Origin of the sequence: Streptomyces sp. 3MP-14, assembly GCF_006334905.2 — a bacterium.
GTDB classification, from domain to species: domain Bacteria; phylum Actinomycetota; class Actinomycetes; order Streptomycetales; family Streptomycetaceae; genus Streptomyces; species Streptomyces triticirhizae.
The window spans coordinates 37,955-54,673 of sequence record NZ_VDLZ02000020.1 but is presented as its reverse complement, the minus strand read 5'-3'; the positions used below and the strand labels follow the sequence as shown (position 1 = coordinate 54,673).

General features: G+C 75.7%; 11 protein-coding genes. 3 read left to right on the top strand and 8 right to left on the bottom strand.

The window, feature by feature from the left end:
• Positions 1-650 precede the first annotated feature (650 nt).
• A complete protein-coding gene (locus tag FH609_RS27495) occupies positions 651-1,034 on the bottom strand; it encodes a hypothetical protein (RefSeq protein WP_139673438.1) in 384 nt (127 codons plus the stop codon).
• A gap of 146 nt (positions 1,035-1,180) precedes the next feature.
• On the opposite strand from FH609_RS27495, the gene FH609_RS32330 reads away from it, so the two are divergent.
• The 3 genes from FH609_RS32330 to FH609_RS27480 all read left to right on the top strand — a co-directional run bounded on the left by FH609_RS32330 (position 1,181) and on the right by FH609_RS27480 (position 3,709).
• Positions 1,181-1,816: a maltose acetyltransferase domain-containing protein gene (locus FH609_RS32330; protein ID WP_139673436.1), complete on the top strand. Its 636-nt coding sequence runs from the start codon at positions 1,181-1,183 to the stop codon at positions 1,814-1,816.
• 10 nt (positions 1,817-1,826) lie between these two features.
• Positions 1,827-2,798, top strand: coding sequence for an FAD-dependent oxidoreductase (locus FH609_RS27485; RefSeq protein ID WP_139673433.1), 972 nt, complete (start codon positions 1,827-1,829; stop codon positions 2,796-2,798).
• A gap of 179 nt (positions 2,799-2,977) precedes the next feature.
• A complete protein-coding gene (locus FH609_RS27480; protein ID WP_139673431.1) occupies positions 2,978-3,709 on the top strand; it encodes a GntR family transcriptional regulator in 732 nt (243 codons plus the stop codon).
• 76 nt (positions 3,710-3,785) lie between these two features.
• On the opposite strand, the gene FH609_RS27475 is transcribed toward FH609_RS27480, so the two are convergent.
• The 7 genes from FH609_RS27475 to FH609_RS27440 form a co-directional block, all read right to left on the bottom strand.
• Positions 3,786-4,871 carry a glycoside hydrolase family 43 protein gene (locus tag FH609_RS27475; protein ID WP_139673429.1) on the bottom strand — a complete coding sequence of 362 codons (1,086 nt, stop codon included), beginning with the start codon at positions 4,869-4,871 and terminating at the stop codon, positions 3,786-3,788.
• A gap of 157 nt (positions 4,872-5,028) precedes the next feature.
• Positions 5,029-7,257: an NADP-dependent isocitrate dehydrogenase gene (locus tag FH609_RS27470; protein WP_139673427.1), complete on the bottom strand. Its 2,229-nt coding sequence runs from the start codon at positions 7,255-7,257 to the stop codon at positions 5,029-5,031.
• 163 nt (positions 7,258-7,420) lie between these two features.
• Positions 7,421-8,704 (bottom strand): CHAT domain-containing protein, encoded by a 1,284-nt coding sequence (locus FH609_RS27465; protein WP_139673425.1) that lies wholly within the window; start codon positions 8,702-8,704, stop codon positions 7,421-7,423.
• A 7-nt stretch (positions 8,705-8,711) separates the two neighbouring features.
• Entirely contained in the window at positions 8,712-10,463 is a 1,752-nt protein-coding gene (locus FH609_RS27460) for a tetratricopeptide repeat protein (protein WP_139673423.1), read from the bottom strand.
• Entirely contained in the window at positions 10,460-12,481 is a 2,022-nt protein-coding gene (locus tag FH609_RS27455; protein ID WP_139673421.1) for a hypothetical protein, read from the bottom strand. Before FH609_RS27455 ends, FH609_RS27460 begins: the two co-directional genes overlap by 4 nt.
• A gap of 1,610 nt (positions 12,482-14,091) precedes the next feature.
• Positions 14,092-15,207 (bottom strand): hypothetical protein, encoded by a 1,116-nt coding sequence (locus FH609_RS27445; protein WP_139673418.1) that lies wholly within the window; start codon positions 15,205-15,207, stop codon positions 14,092-14,094.
• The gene (locus FH609_RS27440; protein WP_139673415.1) at positions 15,204-16,610 is read right to left on the bottom strand and encodes a hypothetical protein; all 1,407 of its coding nucleotides are present in this window, start codon (positions 16,608-16,610) and stop codon (positions 15,204-15,206) included. Before FH609_RS27440 ends, FH609_RS27445 begins: the two co-directional genes overlap by 4 nt.
• Between the last annotated feature and the right edge of the window lie 109 nt (positions 16,611-16,719).

The following is a 16,719-nucleotide window of genomic DNA, read 5'->3' as shown; positions in this document are numbered from 1 at the left end:
GGTCAGCCGGAGGAGGGGGGACCGTTTGCCCGTCTCGCCGCATTCCGCGAGAGGACAACACGCCAAGAGAACCGGAATATCCCGAGGGGCATTCCTGTGGTCGTGCGGTGATGTGATGGTGTGCCCTCATGGTAAAGGCGATGTGTTTCCCTCGGTGATGCCCGATGGTCTCAACGCGCGCCGGCGCACGGGGAGTTCACCGGCGGACGATGCGGCGGCCCGGGGCGCTGACGTGCGGCTTCGTCGACGGAACCGGAAAGGGAACGGGGGCGCTCGGCCGAGCGCCGATTCACGAAGAGGCGACCAGGGGAAAGAATTTTTGATTTCCCCGTTCGAAGGTGTGAACGGGTCGTTCCCCGGCGCACATGCCGGAATGCGCGGCGCGGGATGCGGCCTTTTTCGGGCAGTTTCGGTGCGCTCCAGGAAACCGACCTGTCGGCCCCGGGCGGTCTGTCGTTCCCGCCGGTCGCTCCCTCACCTGGAAGGCCACGGGGCACAGCGATCCGACGCCCGCCGATCCATCGCCGCCAGGGTCGTCGCCCGGCGCCGCGCGCCGGCCGCCGCCGGGTCGGCGAGTGTGGCTGACGGCGGTGGAACGTGGCCACCCGCCGCGCCGCTCCGCGCCCTTCGGGGGCGCGGAGCGGCCCCGGTCAGCCCGCGGCCCCCTGATCGGTGGGGCCGTAGCAGCTGCCCTCGTACAGCGACTGCACCTTGATCTCCAGCTCCCGAACGGTCTCGCCGGCCGCCAGCGTGCGCCGGGGGCCATCACCGAACTCGGCCGCCTCGTGGAGGCACCACGGGATCTCCGTCTGGTTCTGGACGCTCAGCCCCGGCGGGTCCAGCAGCTCGACCCGCTCGCCCCGGAACACCAGCCGCAGCTCGCCCTCTCCCTCGGGCTCGCTCCAGACACAGATCCCGGCGATCCGGGGGCAGTCCAGCGGCTCGTCCGCCACCGCCGAACCCCCGGGCACCGCCAGGCCCAACGCCCCCGCCATGGCGGCGGAGCACAACAACCTTCTGACTGTACGGCTCATCGTGACAAACTCCTCAGCGTCGTTTGCCAGCCCCACGCCCAACGGTCGTTCCCGGCACGGGAGTTGACCAAACGGCCGGCGGGCGCCGGCCCTCGGGGTCGGCCTGACCTGGGCGGATCGCCCCGTTCGTCGTAGGCTGGCCGGCGATGAACGCACCAGTTTCCAACAACAGTGATCAGAATCCCGACTCGGTCCGGGCGCGGATGCGCGCGGGGCGGCTCTATGTGGACATTGGCGAGGGGCTGGAGGAGGAGCGCGCGCGATGTCAGGAGCTGCTCCACGACTTCAACCAGAGCCGGCCGAGCGAGACCGACCAGCGGCGCCGCATCCTGAACGAGCTGCTGGGGTCGTTCGGCGAGGACGGCTGGATCGAGCCGCCGCTGAAGCTCGCCTACGGCTCCAACGTCCACATCGGCGAGAAGTTCTATGCCAACTTCAACCTGGTGATCGTCGATGACATCGACGTGCACATCGGCGACCGCGTGATGATCGCCCCCAATGTCACCATCACCCCGACCGGCCACCCGGTCGACCCCGAACTCCGCGCGCCCGGCACCCAGTTCAGCCTCCCGGTGCGGATCGGGAACGACGTCTGGATCGGCGCCAACGCCGTGATCCTGCCCGGCGTCACCATCGGCGACGGCTCGGTCGTCGGCGCCGGCAGCGTCGTCACCAAGGACGTTCCCGCGCGGGTCGTCGCCGTCGGCAACCCCTGCCGGGTGCTGCGCCCGATCACCGAGCGGGACAGGACGTACTACCACCGCGACCGCGTGGTGGACTGAGGAGGCACGCATGGCGAGGGCGCGTGACGGGGTGCTGGTGGTCGGCGGCGGGGTCAGCGGGCTGACCACCGCCGTGGTGCTCGCCGAGTCGGGCCGCCCGGTGCGCCTGGTCAGCGACCGGCCGCCCGAGTCCACCACCTCGGCCGTGGCCGGCGGGCTGTGGGAGCCCTATCTGGCCGAGCCCAGGGAACGCGTCGCCGGCTGGGCGTTCGCCACCCTGCCGACGCTGACCGCCCTGGCCGAGCGCCCGGCGGAGACCGGCGTGCGGATGGTCGCCGGCGTCAAGGCCCAGCGCACGCCCGAGCCGGTGCCTCCGTGGTGGCTGCCCCGGCTGCCGGAGGCGCTTCGCCCGCTGCGGCCCGACGAGGTGCCGCGCGGCTTCCGCTCCGGCTATGCCGCGACCCTGCCGCTGCTGGACATGCCGGCCTATCTCGCGTTCCTGGCCCGCCGGCTGAGGGACGCCGGCGGGGTGCTCGAACGGCGCCGGCTCGGCTCGCTCGCCGAGGCCGAGGCGGAGAGCGCGCTGGTCGTCAACTGCTCGGGCCTGGCCGCCCACGGCCTGGTCCCCGACCCCGAGGTGCGGCCGATTCAGGGGCAGTTGGTGGTGGTGGAGAACCCGGGCGTGGACCGTTGGCTGGTGGAGGAACCCACCGAGGGGGCGGAGACCACCTATCTCCTGCCGCAGCCGGCGGGCCTGCTGCTCGGCGGCACCGCGCGGCGCGACCGCTGGACCACCGAGCCCGACCCGACGTTGGCCGCCCGCATCGTGGCGCGCTGCGCCGCGATCCACCCGGAGATCGCCGGGGCCCGGGTGCTGGAACATCGCGTCGGGCTGCGCCCCGCCCGCCCGGCGGTGCGGCTGGAGGCCGAACGGGGGCGCGACGGCGGCGGCCTCGTGGTGCACAACTACGGTCATGGGGGATGCGGGGTGACCGTTTCGTGGGGCTGCGCCCGGGAGGTCGCGGGGCTGCTGCCCGACTGACCCGAGCGAACCCCCGAAGTCGGCGAGAAGACCGGAGGGTAACCCTCCCCTTCGACCTGATGGCCCGTTAGCGGCAAGATTTGCCCGACCAGCCAGGGCAGTTGGCCCGTTGAGCACGGTCCGGGCGCCCTGGCGGCGGTCGGCCGCGCGGGCTACGAGGGAACAGCCGAAGGAACAACATGACCGATGACGAGAGCGGCAGACAGACCGTCAGACGACGCGAGATCCTCCGCGAGGCCGTGGCCGACGCCCTGCGCGCCGCCGTCGTCTCCGGCGAGATGGAGCCCGGGGTCGTCTACTCGGCGCCCGCCCTGGCCGCCCGCTTCGGCGTCTCGGCCACCCCGGTGCGGGAGGCCATGCTGGACCTGGTCAGGGAGGGCATGGTGGACTCCGTGCCCAACAAGGGCTTCCGGGTCACCGAGATCTCCCCGACCGACCTGGACCACATCGTCGAACTGCGGCTGCTCATCGAGCCGATCACCGTCTGGCGGGTCGTTCCCCTGGTGCCCGAGGAGGACCTGTCGACGCTGGGCCGGATGGCGCGGCGGATCGTGGACCGCGCCGAGGCCGGCGACCTGCTCGGCTACAGCGAGGCCGACCGCCGCTTCCACCTGGCGCTGCTGGCCTACGGCGGCAACCCGGCGCTCGTCCAGACGGTCTCCCAACTCCACGCCCGCACCCGCCTGTTGGGGCTGTCCTCGGTGGCCAGGAAGGGCCGGCTGCGGGCGGCGGCGGAGGAACACCAGCGGCTTGTCGAGCTGATCGCCCTCCGCGACCAGCGCGGCGCCCGCACCCTGATGCGCGCCCACATCGAGCAGATGCGCCCCGAGCGCACGGACGACGCCGAACGCCCGGGCGGGCCCGGGTGCGCGGAGGGCGCGGAGGGGGAGCGCACCGACCGCGCGGTCTGAGCGGGCGCGTGACCGGGGCGCGCGGACCCGACGGCGCAACGGGCGCGCGCCGCCCGTCACGCGCTCCCGTTCCCCGTCATGCGCCCGCCGCGCCGCCCCAGCGCTCGGCGAGCCGCGCGTACTCGGCCTCCGTCACCGGCACCACCGTGCCGTGCCGGGGCGAGGCCGGCAGGTCGTACGCCGGGGACATCGTCCACTCCCCGGAGGCCGGGTCGGTGGTCTCGAACGGGACGTAGCCGCGACCGCCGAACTCGTCGATGAACAGGTACCACCGCTCCTCGGTGTTCGAGCGGAAGACGGTCGGCCCCTCGCCCCGCTCCAGCCCCGGCTCGGCCTCGGTGCCCCGGCCCAGGCAGTCGGCCACCAACTCCCAGGCGGGGTCCAGCAGATCCGTCGCACGCTCCTGGGTGACGAACTTCCCGCAGGGGTGGTCGGGCGATGCGGACCGCTCGTCCTTGGTGAAGCGGTGGTAGACGCCCTCGTGCTCGATCACCGTGGAGTCGATCACCGCGTGGCCAGGGTCGTGCCAGACGGCGGGCTCGCTGAACGTGCGGAAGTCCTCCGTCGTGGCGTACAGCATCCGCTGGTGGCTGTCGCCGGTGTGGTCCGGGTCGTCCTCGGCGTAGAGGGCGGAGGCCCAGAAGACGACGAAGACGCCCCGCGACGCGTCCCAGTACGCCTCGGGCGCCCAGGTGTTGCCGGCGGTGGGCGGCGACACCTCGACCGAGCGCTGCTCGGACCAGTTCACCAGGTCGGTGGACTCCCACACCATGATCGAACGGCTGCCGTGCCGCACCGCGCGGTCCCAGTCGCCGTTGCCGTGGATGCGCAGGTCGGTGGCGAGCAGATAGAACCGGTCGCCCTCGGGGGAGCGGATCAGGAACGGGTCGCGGACGCCGCGTTCGCCCAGCGTCGAGGTGAGCACCGGCGCTCCGCCGTTGACCTCGCGCCAGCGCAGCGGGTCGTTGCCCTCGCTCAGCGCGAGGTGCACCTGCTCGCCGTCGGCGGTGTCCTCGCCCGTGAAGTAGGCGAAGAGATAGCCGGCGTACTCCTGCTGCCGCTCCGCCGGGCCGGCGGCCCGCGCCGGCCCGCCGAGGCCGGCCAGCGAGACCAGCAGCGTGGCCAGCGCGGCGAACACCGCGCCGGGTCGCGTGCGCACCATGGGCGTCCCCTTCGTTCGGCATCACGAACGCTTCGGTTCGACATCACGAACGGGAGTCGTCACGCCGAACGAGGGGAAGGTAGGGGCGGTCGCCGGAGGTGTCAACGCCCGCCGCACGGGCGGGCGTTGACCACCCCCGAACTCCCTCGGACCCGGCTCAGCGCGGCGAGGTCAGCGAGGCCAGCGCCTCGTTGAACGTCGCCGAGGGCCGCATCACGGCGGAGGCCCGCTCCGGGTCGGGCAGGTAGTAGCCGCCGATGTCGGCCGGCGAGCCCTGCACGGCGATCAGCTCGCCGACGATGGTCTCCTCCTGCTCGGCCAGCGTCTTGGCCAGCGGCCCGAACGCCTCGGCCAGCGCCGCGTCCTCGGTCTGCGCGGCCAGCTCCCGCGCCCAGTACAGCGCGAGGTAGAAGTGGCTGCCCCGGTTGTCGATGCCGCCGAGCCGCCGGCTGGGCGAGCGGTCCTCGTTGAGGAACGTGGCGGTCGCCCGGTCCAGGGTGTCGGCGAGCACCTGGGCCCGCGCGTTGCCCGTGGACTGCGCCAGGTGCTCGAAGCTGACCGCCAGGGCCAGGAACTCGCCCAGGCTGTCCCAGCGCAGGTAGTTCTCCTTGACCAGCTGCTGCACGTGCTTGGGCGCCGAGCCGCCGGCCCCGGTCTCGAAGAGGCCGCCGCCGTTGATCAGCGGCACCACGGAGAGCATCTTGGCGCTGGTGCCCAGCTCCAGGATCGGGAACAGGTCGGTCAGGTAGTCCCGCAGCACGTTGCCGGTCACCGAGATGGTGTTCTCGCCCCTGCGGATGCGCTTCAGCGAGTAGGTGATGGCCTCGACCGGCGCCAGGATCTCGATGGTCAGACCCTCGGTGTCGTGCTCCGGCAGATAGGCGTTGACCTTCTCGATCAGGCGGGCGTCGTGGGCGCGGTCGGCGTCCAGCCAGAAGACGGCCGGGTCGCCGGTGGCGCGGGCGCGGTTGACGGCCAGCTTCACCCAGTCCCGCACCGGGATGTCCTTGGTCTGGCACATCCGCCAGATGTCGCCCCGCTGGACGGCGTGCTCCAGCAGCACCGCGCCGGACTCGTCGACCACCCGGACCGTGCCGGCGGCCGGGATCTCGAACGTCTTGTCGTGGCTGCCGTACTCCTCGGCCTTCTGCGCCATCAGGCCGACGTTGGGCACCGAGCCCATGGTCGCCGGGTCGAACGCGCCGTTGGCCCGGCAGTCGTCGATCACGGCCTGGTAGATCCCGGCGTAGCTGCTGTCCGGGATGACGGCCAGGGTGTCGGCCTCCTTGCCGTCCGGGCCCCACATGTGGCCCGAGGTGCGGATCATCGCGGGCATCGAGGCGTCCACGATCACGTCGCTCGGCACGTGCAGGTTGGTGATGCCCCGGTCGGAGTCCACCATGGCCAGGCGCGGGCCCTCGGCCAGCTCGGCGTCGATGGAGGCGGTGATCTCCGCGCCGCGCGGGTGGCTCTCCAGGCCCTTGAGGATGCTGCCCAGGCCGTCGTTGGGGCTCAGCCCGGCCGAGGCCAGGGTCTCGCCGAACGCGGCGAACGTCTTCGGCAGGAAGACGCGCACCACATGGCCGAAGATGATCGGGTCGGAGACCTTCATCATGGTGGCCTTCAGGTGCACCGAGAACAGCACGCCCTCCGCCCTGGCGCGGGCGACCTGCTCGGCGAGGAAGGTCCGCAGCGCCTCGACCCGCAGCACGGCGGCGTCCACGATCTCGCCGTCCAGCACCGGCACCGACTCGCGCAGCACCGTGGTGGTGCCGTCCGCGCCGGCCAGCTCGATGCGCAGCGAGCCGGCCTTCTCCACGATCACCGAGCGCTCGGAGGAACGGAAGTCGTCGGCGGTCATGTGCGCCACGTTGGTCTTCGACTCCGGCGACCAGGCACCCATGCGGTGCGGGTGGCTGCGCGCGTAGTTCTTCACCGAGGCGGGGGCGCGGCGGTCCGAGTTGCCCTCGCGCAGCACCGGGTTGACCGCGCTGCCCTTGACCCGGTCGTAGCGGGCCCGTACCTCGCGCTCCTCGTCGGTGCGTGGCTCGTCCGGGTAGTCCGGCAGGTCGTAGCCGCGCTCCCGCAGTTCGGCGACGGCCGCCTTCAGCTGGGGGATCGAGGCCGAGATGTTCGGCAGCTTGATGATGTTCGCCTGCGGGGTCTGGGCCAGCTCGCCCAGCTCGGCCAGCGCGTCGTCGATCCGCTGCCCGGGCTCCAGCCGCTCGGGGAAGCTGGCGATGATCCGACCCGCCAGCGAGATGTCCCTGAGTTCCACCCGGACCCCGGCGGTCGCGGCGTAGGCCTCGACGACCGGCAACAGGGAATATGTCGCCAGGGCGGGGGCCTCGTCGGTTTGTGTGTAGATGACGGTCGAGTCAGTCACCGGGCGCTCTCCACTCCACGTCTGCAACATTGCTCGACATCAAGATATCCCGAGCCTCCGCGAGGTTCGAAGCCGCGCCCGCCCTCCGGGACGCGGTGCGCCCGGTCTCGGCCACCGGCGGGCCAGGGCGCGCCCGCGCCGGCGCCCGGGAGAGACGGTGGCCTCAGCCGTGCGTCGTGGTGAACGCGGCCCAGGTGAACGGCGCGTGGGCCACCGCCCCCGTCTCCCGCCACAGCGCGAGCTGCGCCCGCTGCCAGTCGCCCAGCGCCACCACCGGATCGGGCGCGTCGCCCGCCGCGTCCACCGCGACCACGGCGGGCGCGATCACCGAGGTGTCCGCCGCCGCGCCCGGCGCGAACCGGCGCACGCCGGCGTCCGTCGGCAGCGTCCACCGGGTGGACACCACATACTCGGCGCCGGCGTGCAACGCGGCGGCCACCAGCCCCGTCGGCTCGGCGAACCGCACCTCGCCGCCGCTCTCGCAGGCCACCAGCGCCACCCGGTTCGGCATCCGCCACGGCCTCGGCTCGTCGGGCCGGTGGCCCAGCACCAGGTCGGCGGCCGTCAGCGGCCGGTGGCCGCCCAACAGCGCGGCCCGCCCCGTCGTCTCGGCGCCGCAGCCCAGGTGCAGCCGGGCGTCCAGCCCGTGCTCCGCCGTCGTCACATGCCCCACATAGAGGAACCGCGCCGCGTCGGCCAGCAGCGGCTCCAGCACGTCCCTGGTCAACCCGGCGCGGCGGAACGCCTCCGCCGGCGAGCCGGCCGGCCGCAGCCGCCCGCCCAGCCGCGCCACCATCTTCCGCAGCGGCGAGTCCGCCCCCACCCGGCCCAGCACCGAACCCAGCTGGGCGCGCGCCGCCGAGCCCGGCACTCTCGGGTCCAGCGCGGCGACCACCGGGCCGGCCGGGTCCCAGGGCGAGACGCGACGCTCGGGGGAGTGGCGCACGGTCGCCGGCGGCAACGTCGCGACATCCAGGTGCTCCAGCAGCCGCTCCCGCTCGTCCACCCGCAGCGCCTCCCACGGCACCTGCCCGGTGGACGGCGAGGGCTGCACCCGCAGCCTCGGGCGGATGCCGCGCTCCAGCAGCGCGTCCAGCTCCCGCGCCAGCTCCGCCGGGATCAGCGCGGCGGCCAGCCGGCCCAGCAGGTCCGCCTCCCGCTCCGGGTCCACCAGCGGCCCGGTGCCCAACGACCTGGTCAGCGCCGCCTCGATGGTCTCGCCCGGCAGCGGCGTGGGCAGCGCCGCCGCCAGCTCGGCCAACACCCCCGCCACCCGGGCCCGTTCGAGATACAGCACCCGGGGGTCGTCGGGCGCGTGCTCCCAACGCCAGGTGAGATACAGGTCGTCGGCGTCCACATACTTCAGCTGGACCGTCGGCTGGAACGAGCCGTCCAGCGCCTCGACCACGCCGAGGTCGATCCTGGGCCGCGCGGGCTTCGGGCTCATCGGGCGCTCACCACACTCTGAGTTCGTCGTCGGACCTGATCCGCCGGCCGTAGCGCTGCTCGCCCGCCGCGATCCAGTCGGCCAACTGCTGCTCCCCGGCCTCAAAGACCCGCAGCCGGGGTGGCAGCGCCAGGCGCGGCGCGGGAAACCCATCGGCCGCCGCGCCGCCGCCGGCCGCCAGGGAGGCGGCGAACGCGCCCTCGCCGACCGGCTCCGCCGGCGCCGGGAACGGCTCGGGCAGCTCCTGGCCGAACGGCGCCGCCACGATCCTGGACCGCAGCTCGGTGGCGAACGACCCGCCAGCCCGGGCCGGTTCGTCCGCCGGCCGTTCCGCGTCCAGCGTCGCCGACGCCGCGATGTGCTCGATCAACTCCACGGCCAGGCGCGGCTGTTGAGCGAGCGTCAGCAGCTTCAGGGCGGTCGCCAGCGCGGGCCGGGCGACCTCGGTCGTCCACCGTTCCCGCGCCCGGCCCGGCGGGAAGCCGTGCCGCAGCGCGTCGGTCGCCAACGCCGCCGGCAGCCCGACGTCCAGCGCCGCGCCGAGCAGGTGCCGGCGCATGGGCGGCAGCCAGGCGAGCCGCAGCGAGGCCAGCACCACCCGCGCCCGCCGGGCGTCCACCCGGGCCGCCTCGTGCGGCGCGTTGGCGTCGAAACACAGGGCGCGCGCCGCCAGATAGTGCCGGTCGGCCGCCTTGAACCGCAGCCGGCACGCCGCCAGATCGCCCGCCAGCAGATGACACTCCACCAGCGCCCCGACCTCGCCCGTCCGCTCCAGCACCCGCATCGCCCGGCGCAGCACCCGCCGGGCCCGCCCGACCCTGCCCCGCAGGAACGCCAGCAGCGCCAGCCCGAACTGCACGCTCGCCGCCCGGTGTTCGGCGCCCAGCGCCGTGTAGGCGCGCTCCGCGCGGCGCAGCCCGCGCTCGGCCCGGCCCAACCGCCGCTCGCCGAGGTCGAGCCGGGCGAGATTCTCCTCGGACAGCGCCCGCGCGATCGGATCGCCGCCCTGGTGGTGGAACTCCCGGGCCAGCCGCAGGTGTTCGGTCTCCGTCGACAGGTCGCCGGCGCGCCCGGCGAGCACCGCGAGATTGGTGTGCGCGTGGCCGGCCAGCCGGGGCTCGTGCTCCTGGGCGATCGCCAGCGCCGCCCGCACCTCGGCCTCCGCCTCCGGGTAGCGGCCCAGCGCGATCAGCGTGCAGCCCCGGGAGTTGTGCAGCGCGAAGTTCAGCGGCACGCTCCCCGGGCCCGAACGCACCGGCAGCGCCAACGCGGCGTCGCAGTCCGCCAGCGCCTCCTCGTTCCGCCCCAGCAGTTGCAGCGTCTGGGCGCGGTTGACCAGCACGCTGCCCCGCACGGCCGGGGTGCCCCGCGCGTCGCCCACCCGCTCCTCGATCCGGTCGCAGACGGCCAGCGCCTCGCCGGCCAGCCGCAGCGACTCCCTCGGCTCGCCCCGCTCCTCGGCCAGCGCGGCCAGGTTCGCCAACGCGCGGGCCCGCACGTCGAGCCCCTCGACGTCCACGTCGGGCACCTCGGTGGCGGCCAGCACCCGCTCCTGCGCCTCCCTGGCCCGCCGCGTCCGGCCCCTGGCGTGCAGCCGCACCGCCTCGTTGGCCAGCGCGGCGACATCGGCCCAGCGCGGGCCGAACGTCGCCCCCGTGCGCACCCCCACCACGTCGTCCCCGGGCGGCCCGCCGTTCTCGTCGCCCCCGGACCGTTCCGCCGGACGCTCGGGCCCGTCCGCCGGCCGGTGTTCGCTCACCACGCCGGCACCGCCTCGTCGGCGCGCACCGCGAACCCGTAGACCCGCTCCGCCCGTTCGATCCACGGCTCCAACGGCGTCGCCACGCCCGGCGCCACCCGCACCCGGGGCGGCAGCGCCAGCCGGGGCGCGGGGAACGCCGGATCGCCGCCGGTCGCCAGGCCCAACGCGGCTGCCGCGTACGAAAGTTGGTCGCCGCTCGGCGGCTCGCGCGGCGGCACGGGCACCGCCTCCACATCCGGCAGGGCCGGCGGCGCTTCGCCGGCCGAGGGCGCGACGGACAACGTCGCGGTCGCCGTCAGATGGTCGATCAGCGCGACCGCCAACGCCTCGTCGCCCGCGTTCCGCACCGCCACCATCGCCGCCCGCAGCGCGGGCGCGGCGGCCAGCGCCACCCAGCGCTCCCGCTCCCCGCCCGCCGCGAAGAACTGGCGCGCCGCGTCAGCCGCCAACGCCGCCGGCACCGCCACCTCCAGCGCCCGCGCCAGCACCGGGCCCCGCTCCTCGGCTGGCAGCGCGGCCGCCCACCTGGCGTGCGAGTCGGCCCGCCACCAGTCCAGGGTCAGCGCCACATGCCAGCCCCTGGACTCCTCAGCCAGCGGCCGAGCCGCCAACACCTCGGCGTCGGCCTCGGCGAACCGGCCCAACGCGTCCAACGCGCCGGCCCGCACCTGATGGAACGCGATCCGCTGAAGCGGCGTCGCGCCCGCGCCCAACTCGGCCCTGGCCGCGTCCAGCAGCGCCAGGCCCTCGGCGGCCCGGCCCCCGACCGCCGCGACCGCCGCCCGGCCCAGCCGGCACGCGGCCAGCTGCGCGGCGTGGCCCTCCCGCGCCAGCAGCGCCTCGGCCCTGGCGTAGCAGGCGTCGGCCTCCTCGGCACGACCGGCGAGATACGCGTTGCGCCCCAGGCTGATCAACGTCGCCGCCTCGCCCCTGGCGTCGTCCAGCACCGCGAACAACTCGCCGGCCAGCGCGAACCGTTCCCGGCTGGCCTCCTCGTCGCCGAGCGTGCCGGCCAGGTCGGCCAGCAGCACATGGACCCGGGGCGCCAACGCCGGCACATGCTCCTGCGCGAGCGCCAACGCGGCCCGCCCGGTCTCGTCGGCCTCGGCGAGCCGGCCCTGCGCCGCGAACACGGTGGCCCGCACCAGCAGCAGCCACACCCAGGCGTCCTCGTTGCCTGCGCCCAGCGCCGGCAGCGCCGCCTCGACCCGGGCCAACTCGGCGAGCGCGGCGTCGTGTTGGCCGCTCTCGCGGAGCAGCGCTGCGCGCAGGTTCCGCGCGCCCAGCAGCTGCGCGGCCCAGGCGGCGGCCGCCGGGTCGTCGGGGCCGGCGTCGGCAGTCACCCGGGCGAACAGCGCCACGGCCTCCGTCGCCAGCTCCAGCGCGGCCGGGATGTCACCGGCGGCCTCCGCGACCCCGACCAGGTTCAGCAGCGTGCTGGCCCGGCACACCAGCGCGTCCCGGCCGCCGCCGACCGCGTGGGTGGCCCGTTCGGCGGCGCGCAACACCGGCTCGGCCGCGTCGAGTTGACCGGCCAACGCCAGCCGCACACCCTCCGCGTTGAGCGCGGCGCACCGCCGCCACCGTGGGTGCAGCGCCCACGGCATCGCGGTCACCCTGCCGTGGGTGGTGTGGGCGATCGGGCCCGGTTCGGCGACGGGCGTGGCCAGTTCCAGGCCCGGCGTGCCGGCCGTCAACTCCTCGCTGAACGCGTGCGGTTCGGCGGCGATCCGGCGGAACTCCGCGGCGCCCTCCGGGTTGTCGCAGGCCAACGCGATCCTGGCCAGGCTCTCGCAGGGGAACGCGGCCAACTCCGGCCGGAAGGCCAGCGCGACGTCCAACGCGATCAGCGCCTCCTGCTCGGCCTCCGCCAGCTCCCCGGTCATCATCAGCTGCCCGGCCCGCGCCCCGTGCAGGGTGAACGTCACCAACTCGGGCGGCTCGGGCGCCGTTTCGGCGAGCGCGAACGCCTCGTCCAGGTCGGCCTTCACCAGGTCGGGGCGCTGTGCGAGCATCCGCGTCTGGGCCCGCGAGGCCAAGGCGCTGACCAGGGTCCACAGGGCGTCGCCGGCCCAGGGGCCGGCGAGGCGGGGGCCGGGAGCCCCGAGAGGGCTCCCGGCCCGATCCACCCCGCCTGCGGCGGGGGTGCCTGCGGCGGGGGTGTCTGCGGCGGGCGTTGCGGTTGCCGCGCCGGGCGCGGCGTCCCCGGCGGGGCCTGGGCCCGCCCCGGTCGCGCCCCCGTCGTACGTGGGGGCTGCGCCCTCGACCCGCGCCCCGCCTTCGGCGGCGGGCGCTGCGCTGGCGGGTGGGTTGTCCCCGGTCTGTGGCTGGTTGCCGGCGTTGCGTTCCGTCCGGCCGGCGGGGGTTGTTGCCTGGGTTGGGGTGCCGTATTTGGTCGCAGGGCGGCTTTCGGCGGGTGCGGCGTCGCCTGCGGCGGCTGCCTCGTTCGCGGCCTGCGGCCGGTGCGACCCGAACGGTGTGCCCTCGGGCGCGGACTCAACCGGAGCCGGCCGCCAGTTCTCGGCCGGGGCGCGACCCGCGCGTACGGCCGTTTCCCCGCTCGGGGCGTTCGCCCCGCCGCCGGCGGGACGTTCCGCCTCGGCCCGGTCTGTGTCCTCGACGGGACGATCCGTCGCGCCCGGGGCGCGACCCGCGCCCACGGGTGTCTGACCTCCGGCGGCGAGCGCATCGCCTGTGGCGTTCGCCCGGCCTCCGACGGGCCCTTCCGCCCCGGCCAAGACCGCATCCCCGACGGGGCCTTCCGCCCGGCCCCGGGCCGGGCCCCCGTCGTGCACGGGGGCGAAGCCTCCGCGCAGTTCCCCGTCCCCGGCAGGGCCTTCCGTTCCGGCCGGGGCGATACCGGCCCCGGGGGCGGGTCCGCTTCCGGTTCGCTTCCGGCCTTCGGCGGGGTTGGCGCCCTGGGTCCGGTTCCTGTCCGCCCGGCCTCCGGTGGCGGGTCCGTTCCCGGATCGCTCCCCGCTCCCGGCGGGGTTCGCGCCCTCGGTCCGGTCCATGTCTGCCCCGCCCTGGGCGGCGGGTTCTGTCGCGGCCGCTGCCTCGCCTCCGGCGCGTGTTTCCGCCCCGGCCGGGGTAATTCCGCCCCCGGCAGCGGGTCCGTTCCCGGCCGGAGGCCGGCTTTCAGCCGCCGCGCCGCCGCCGGCGGGGGCTTCCGTCCCGGCCGGGGCGATGCCGGCCCCGGCGGGGGCTCCCGTGCCGGTCGCCGCCCCGCCCCCGGCAGGGGCTTCCGCTCCGGACGGGGGCCAGCTCTCGGCCCCGGCGGCTGGCCCCTGCTCGGTCGGGGGCCCGCCAGGGGCCCCGACCAGGTGGCGGCCTAGGGTGATCGCCTCGTCGAGGAGGCGTTCCGACTCGGCGAGATCGCCGGCGTTCTCGGCCAGCGTGGCCAGGTTGGCCAGGCTGCGGGCCCGGTGGAACAGGCCCTCCGCGTCCACGTCCGGGACCCGCGTCTCGGCCTCCGCTGCCCGCAGCCGCGCCCGGGCGCGGCGGACGCGGCCCGCCTGCGCCAGCCTCGTGCCCTCGTTGTGCAGGTCGCGCCAGCGGTGCCAGCGCGGCGAGGCCGGCTGCGTCGGCTGGAGCCCCAGCGGAGTGTCCCGCCCGGTCTCGCCCATCAGACCTCCGGATCGACCAGGGCGGCCACCCGTTCGGCGAACGAGCCCTCCCCGGCGTCGAGTTGCCGTTCGGCGTGGGCCAGCACCGGCTCCTGGCGGGCGGCCAACTCGGCCGCCTCCAGCGCCGGTTCGGCGTCGTCGGGGCCGGCGTAGCCGGGCGCCCAGACCGTCACCGTGCGCCGGGGCGCCGGCACCAGCAGGGCCGTCGGGGGGAGTTCGGCCGCGCCGCCGAACTCGGCGCCGCCGGCCGTCACTTCGAGCGGGAACTCGACCGCGTCCGCGTCCGAGCGCGCCCGCAGCGCCGCGCCCTGCGCCTCCTCGGCGAACGCCGACGGCGCCCGGGCCACCGCCACATCCAGCAGCAGCCGCCCCTCCCGCCGCACCAACGTCCAGCGCAGCTCGGCCGCCGCGTCCACCACGCCGGGCGGCAGCCGCCGCCAGTTCAGCGGCCCGACGCCGCTCAGCGCGGTCACCCCGCCCGGCGGCTCGCCGCCGGCCGCCAGCGCCCAGCCGCCCGCGTCGGCCGGCAGCGCGGCCGGCTCGGGCAGCTCGACCCCGAAGTCCTCCGCGACCTCGGCCAGCCGCTCGGCCAACGCCCGTGCCGCGTCGCCCAGTTCGGGATCGTCGGCGAGCGCGGCCAGCGGATGGACGGCCGGCGCGGCCCGCGCCAACAGCCGTTCCACCGCGTCCGGCTCGTCCAGCAGCCCCTCCACGTCGGCGGCCACCACGGCCGCCTCGGCCGCCAGCAGGGCGGCCGACAGGGCCGGCACGCCGGCCAGTTGAGACGCCGGCCACCAGGCCGCCAACCAGCCGAGCCGGGCCAGCCGCGCCAGCGGCTCCGCCAACGGACCGCCGCCGGCAGGGAGTTCGACGTCCGTCTCGGTGCCGTCCGGCACCGCGAGCAGCGCGTCGGCGGCCGGCCCGTAGACCTGCCACAGCCAGTCGGCGGCCCGCTCCCCGTGGTGCACCTCGGCCGAAGGCAGCCGCTGCCCGGCCGGAACGTCCCAGGTCAGCACGGCCCCTTCGGCCTCCACCAGCCCGGTCCACTCCGGGTGGGCCGGCGCCCGCCCCACCCACAGCGTGCCGTCGGCGCGCCGCACCCGAACCCCGGTCATCGGGCCTCACCGTCCAACGAGGAGCGGCCCGGTGCGTCGCCGCCCGCCCGGTCCAACACCGCGCGCAGGCGGTCGCGTTGGTCCATGATCACGGACCGCAGCACCCCGTCGAGCAGGTCCCACAGCCCGTCAGCGGCCACCTCCTCGCCGCGCAGTTCTCGCCCGTGCACCCGCACCCACAGCCGCCGCAGATACGCCTGCCGCACCTGCCCCACCTCGCCGGCCCGGCCGCCGGCCGCCGCCGTCGGCAGCCGCAGCGCCCGGTGCACAAACGGCTCCCGGCGCCAGCGCGCCGCCAGCCGGGCGCCCGCGTCGCTGCCCGGTGCGCCGCCGCCCGGCGCGAGGCCGGCGCTGGCCCGCCGGCCGAGCGCCATCGTGACCCGGGTGGACTCCTCCGCCAACTGCCAGGGCCCGGCGGTGCGTTGGATCTCCTGGAGCACCAACTTGGAGAGCTCGGGCATCGCCTCGCGGTGGAACGCCGAGGTGAACCCGGCGAAGAGCCGTTCGAAGACGGAACGGTCGAACGGCGGCGGCAGGGTCCGCTTGGAGGCGCTCTCGCCCAGCTCGGGCGGCGCGATCCGGTCCCGCAGCGTCAGCCCGCACGCGCGCGCCGCGCCCGGCGGCGCCAGCGAGGCCGCGTCGGCCGTCCCGGCCCGCCCGGCGACCAGGGCGGCCAGCCGCGAGCCGTCCACGCCCGTGGCCACCCCGTCCAGCAGCCGGTCCAGCGCCGTGCCCAACGCGCCGCCACCATGCCCCAACGCGCCGCCACCACTCCCCAGTTCGCCGTCCGCGGCGCCCCATGCTCCGCCCTCAGGGGCCGCTTCGTGGCCCGGCGCCGCCGCGTGAGCCGCCTCGGAGGCCGCCCCCGACCACGCCTCGGCCAGTCGGCGGCGCAGCTCGGCCGCCCGGGCCGGCTCCGTGACATGGCGGCGCAGCGCGGCGACCGTCAGCGCGCCGGCCGCCTCCCGTATCTCCGCGACCACCTCCGTCGCCACCCGCTCCGCGTCAGCGCCCGGCGGGCCCAGCGTTCCCGCGAGTTCGAAACACCTCTGGAAGTACAGGTCCTGCGGGTTGCCCTCGGTGATCCGCAGTGTGCGGCGCGCCCGCTTGAGGTGGGTGAACCAGGCCGCCGTCGCCGCCAGGCGCGGCCCCGCCGCGCGCAGCGTGGCGCGCAGCTCGTCGGCGTGCTCCCCGCGCACCGGCCCGGCGGCGAAGTGCGGGTTGAGCACCGGGCGCAGCACCAGCGGGTCCAGCAGCAGCTTCACGGTGCGGGCCAGCGGCTGGCCCAGGCCGTTGCTCAACGGGGCGAGCCCGGCGCCCAGTTCGGCCCAGACCTCGGCGATCAGCCGGGCCCTGGGCACGGTGGCCGGCGCGTCGGCGGTCATCGCGTTTCCCGGGCACATGCCCGCATGGTAACCGGCCGGCTCTGCCCGGTGATTCGGCGATCCGAAGATCCGGCGGGCCGGCCGGGGCCGCGCCGACCCCGGCCCGTTTCTGTGATCGGTAGCCGCG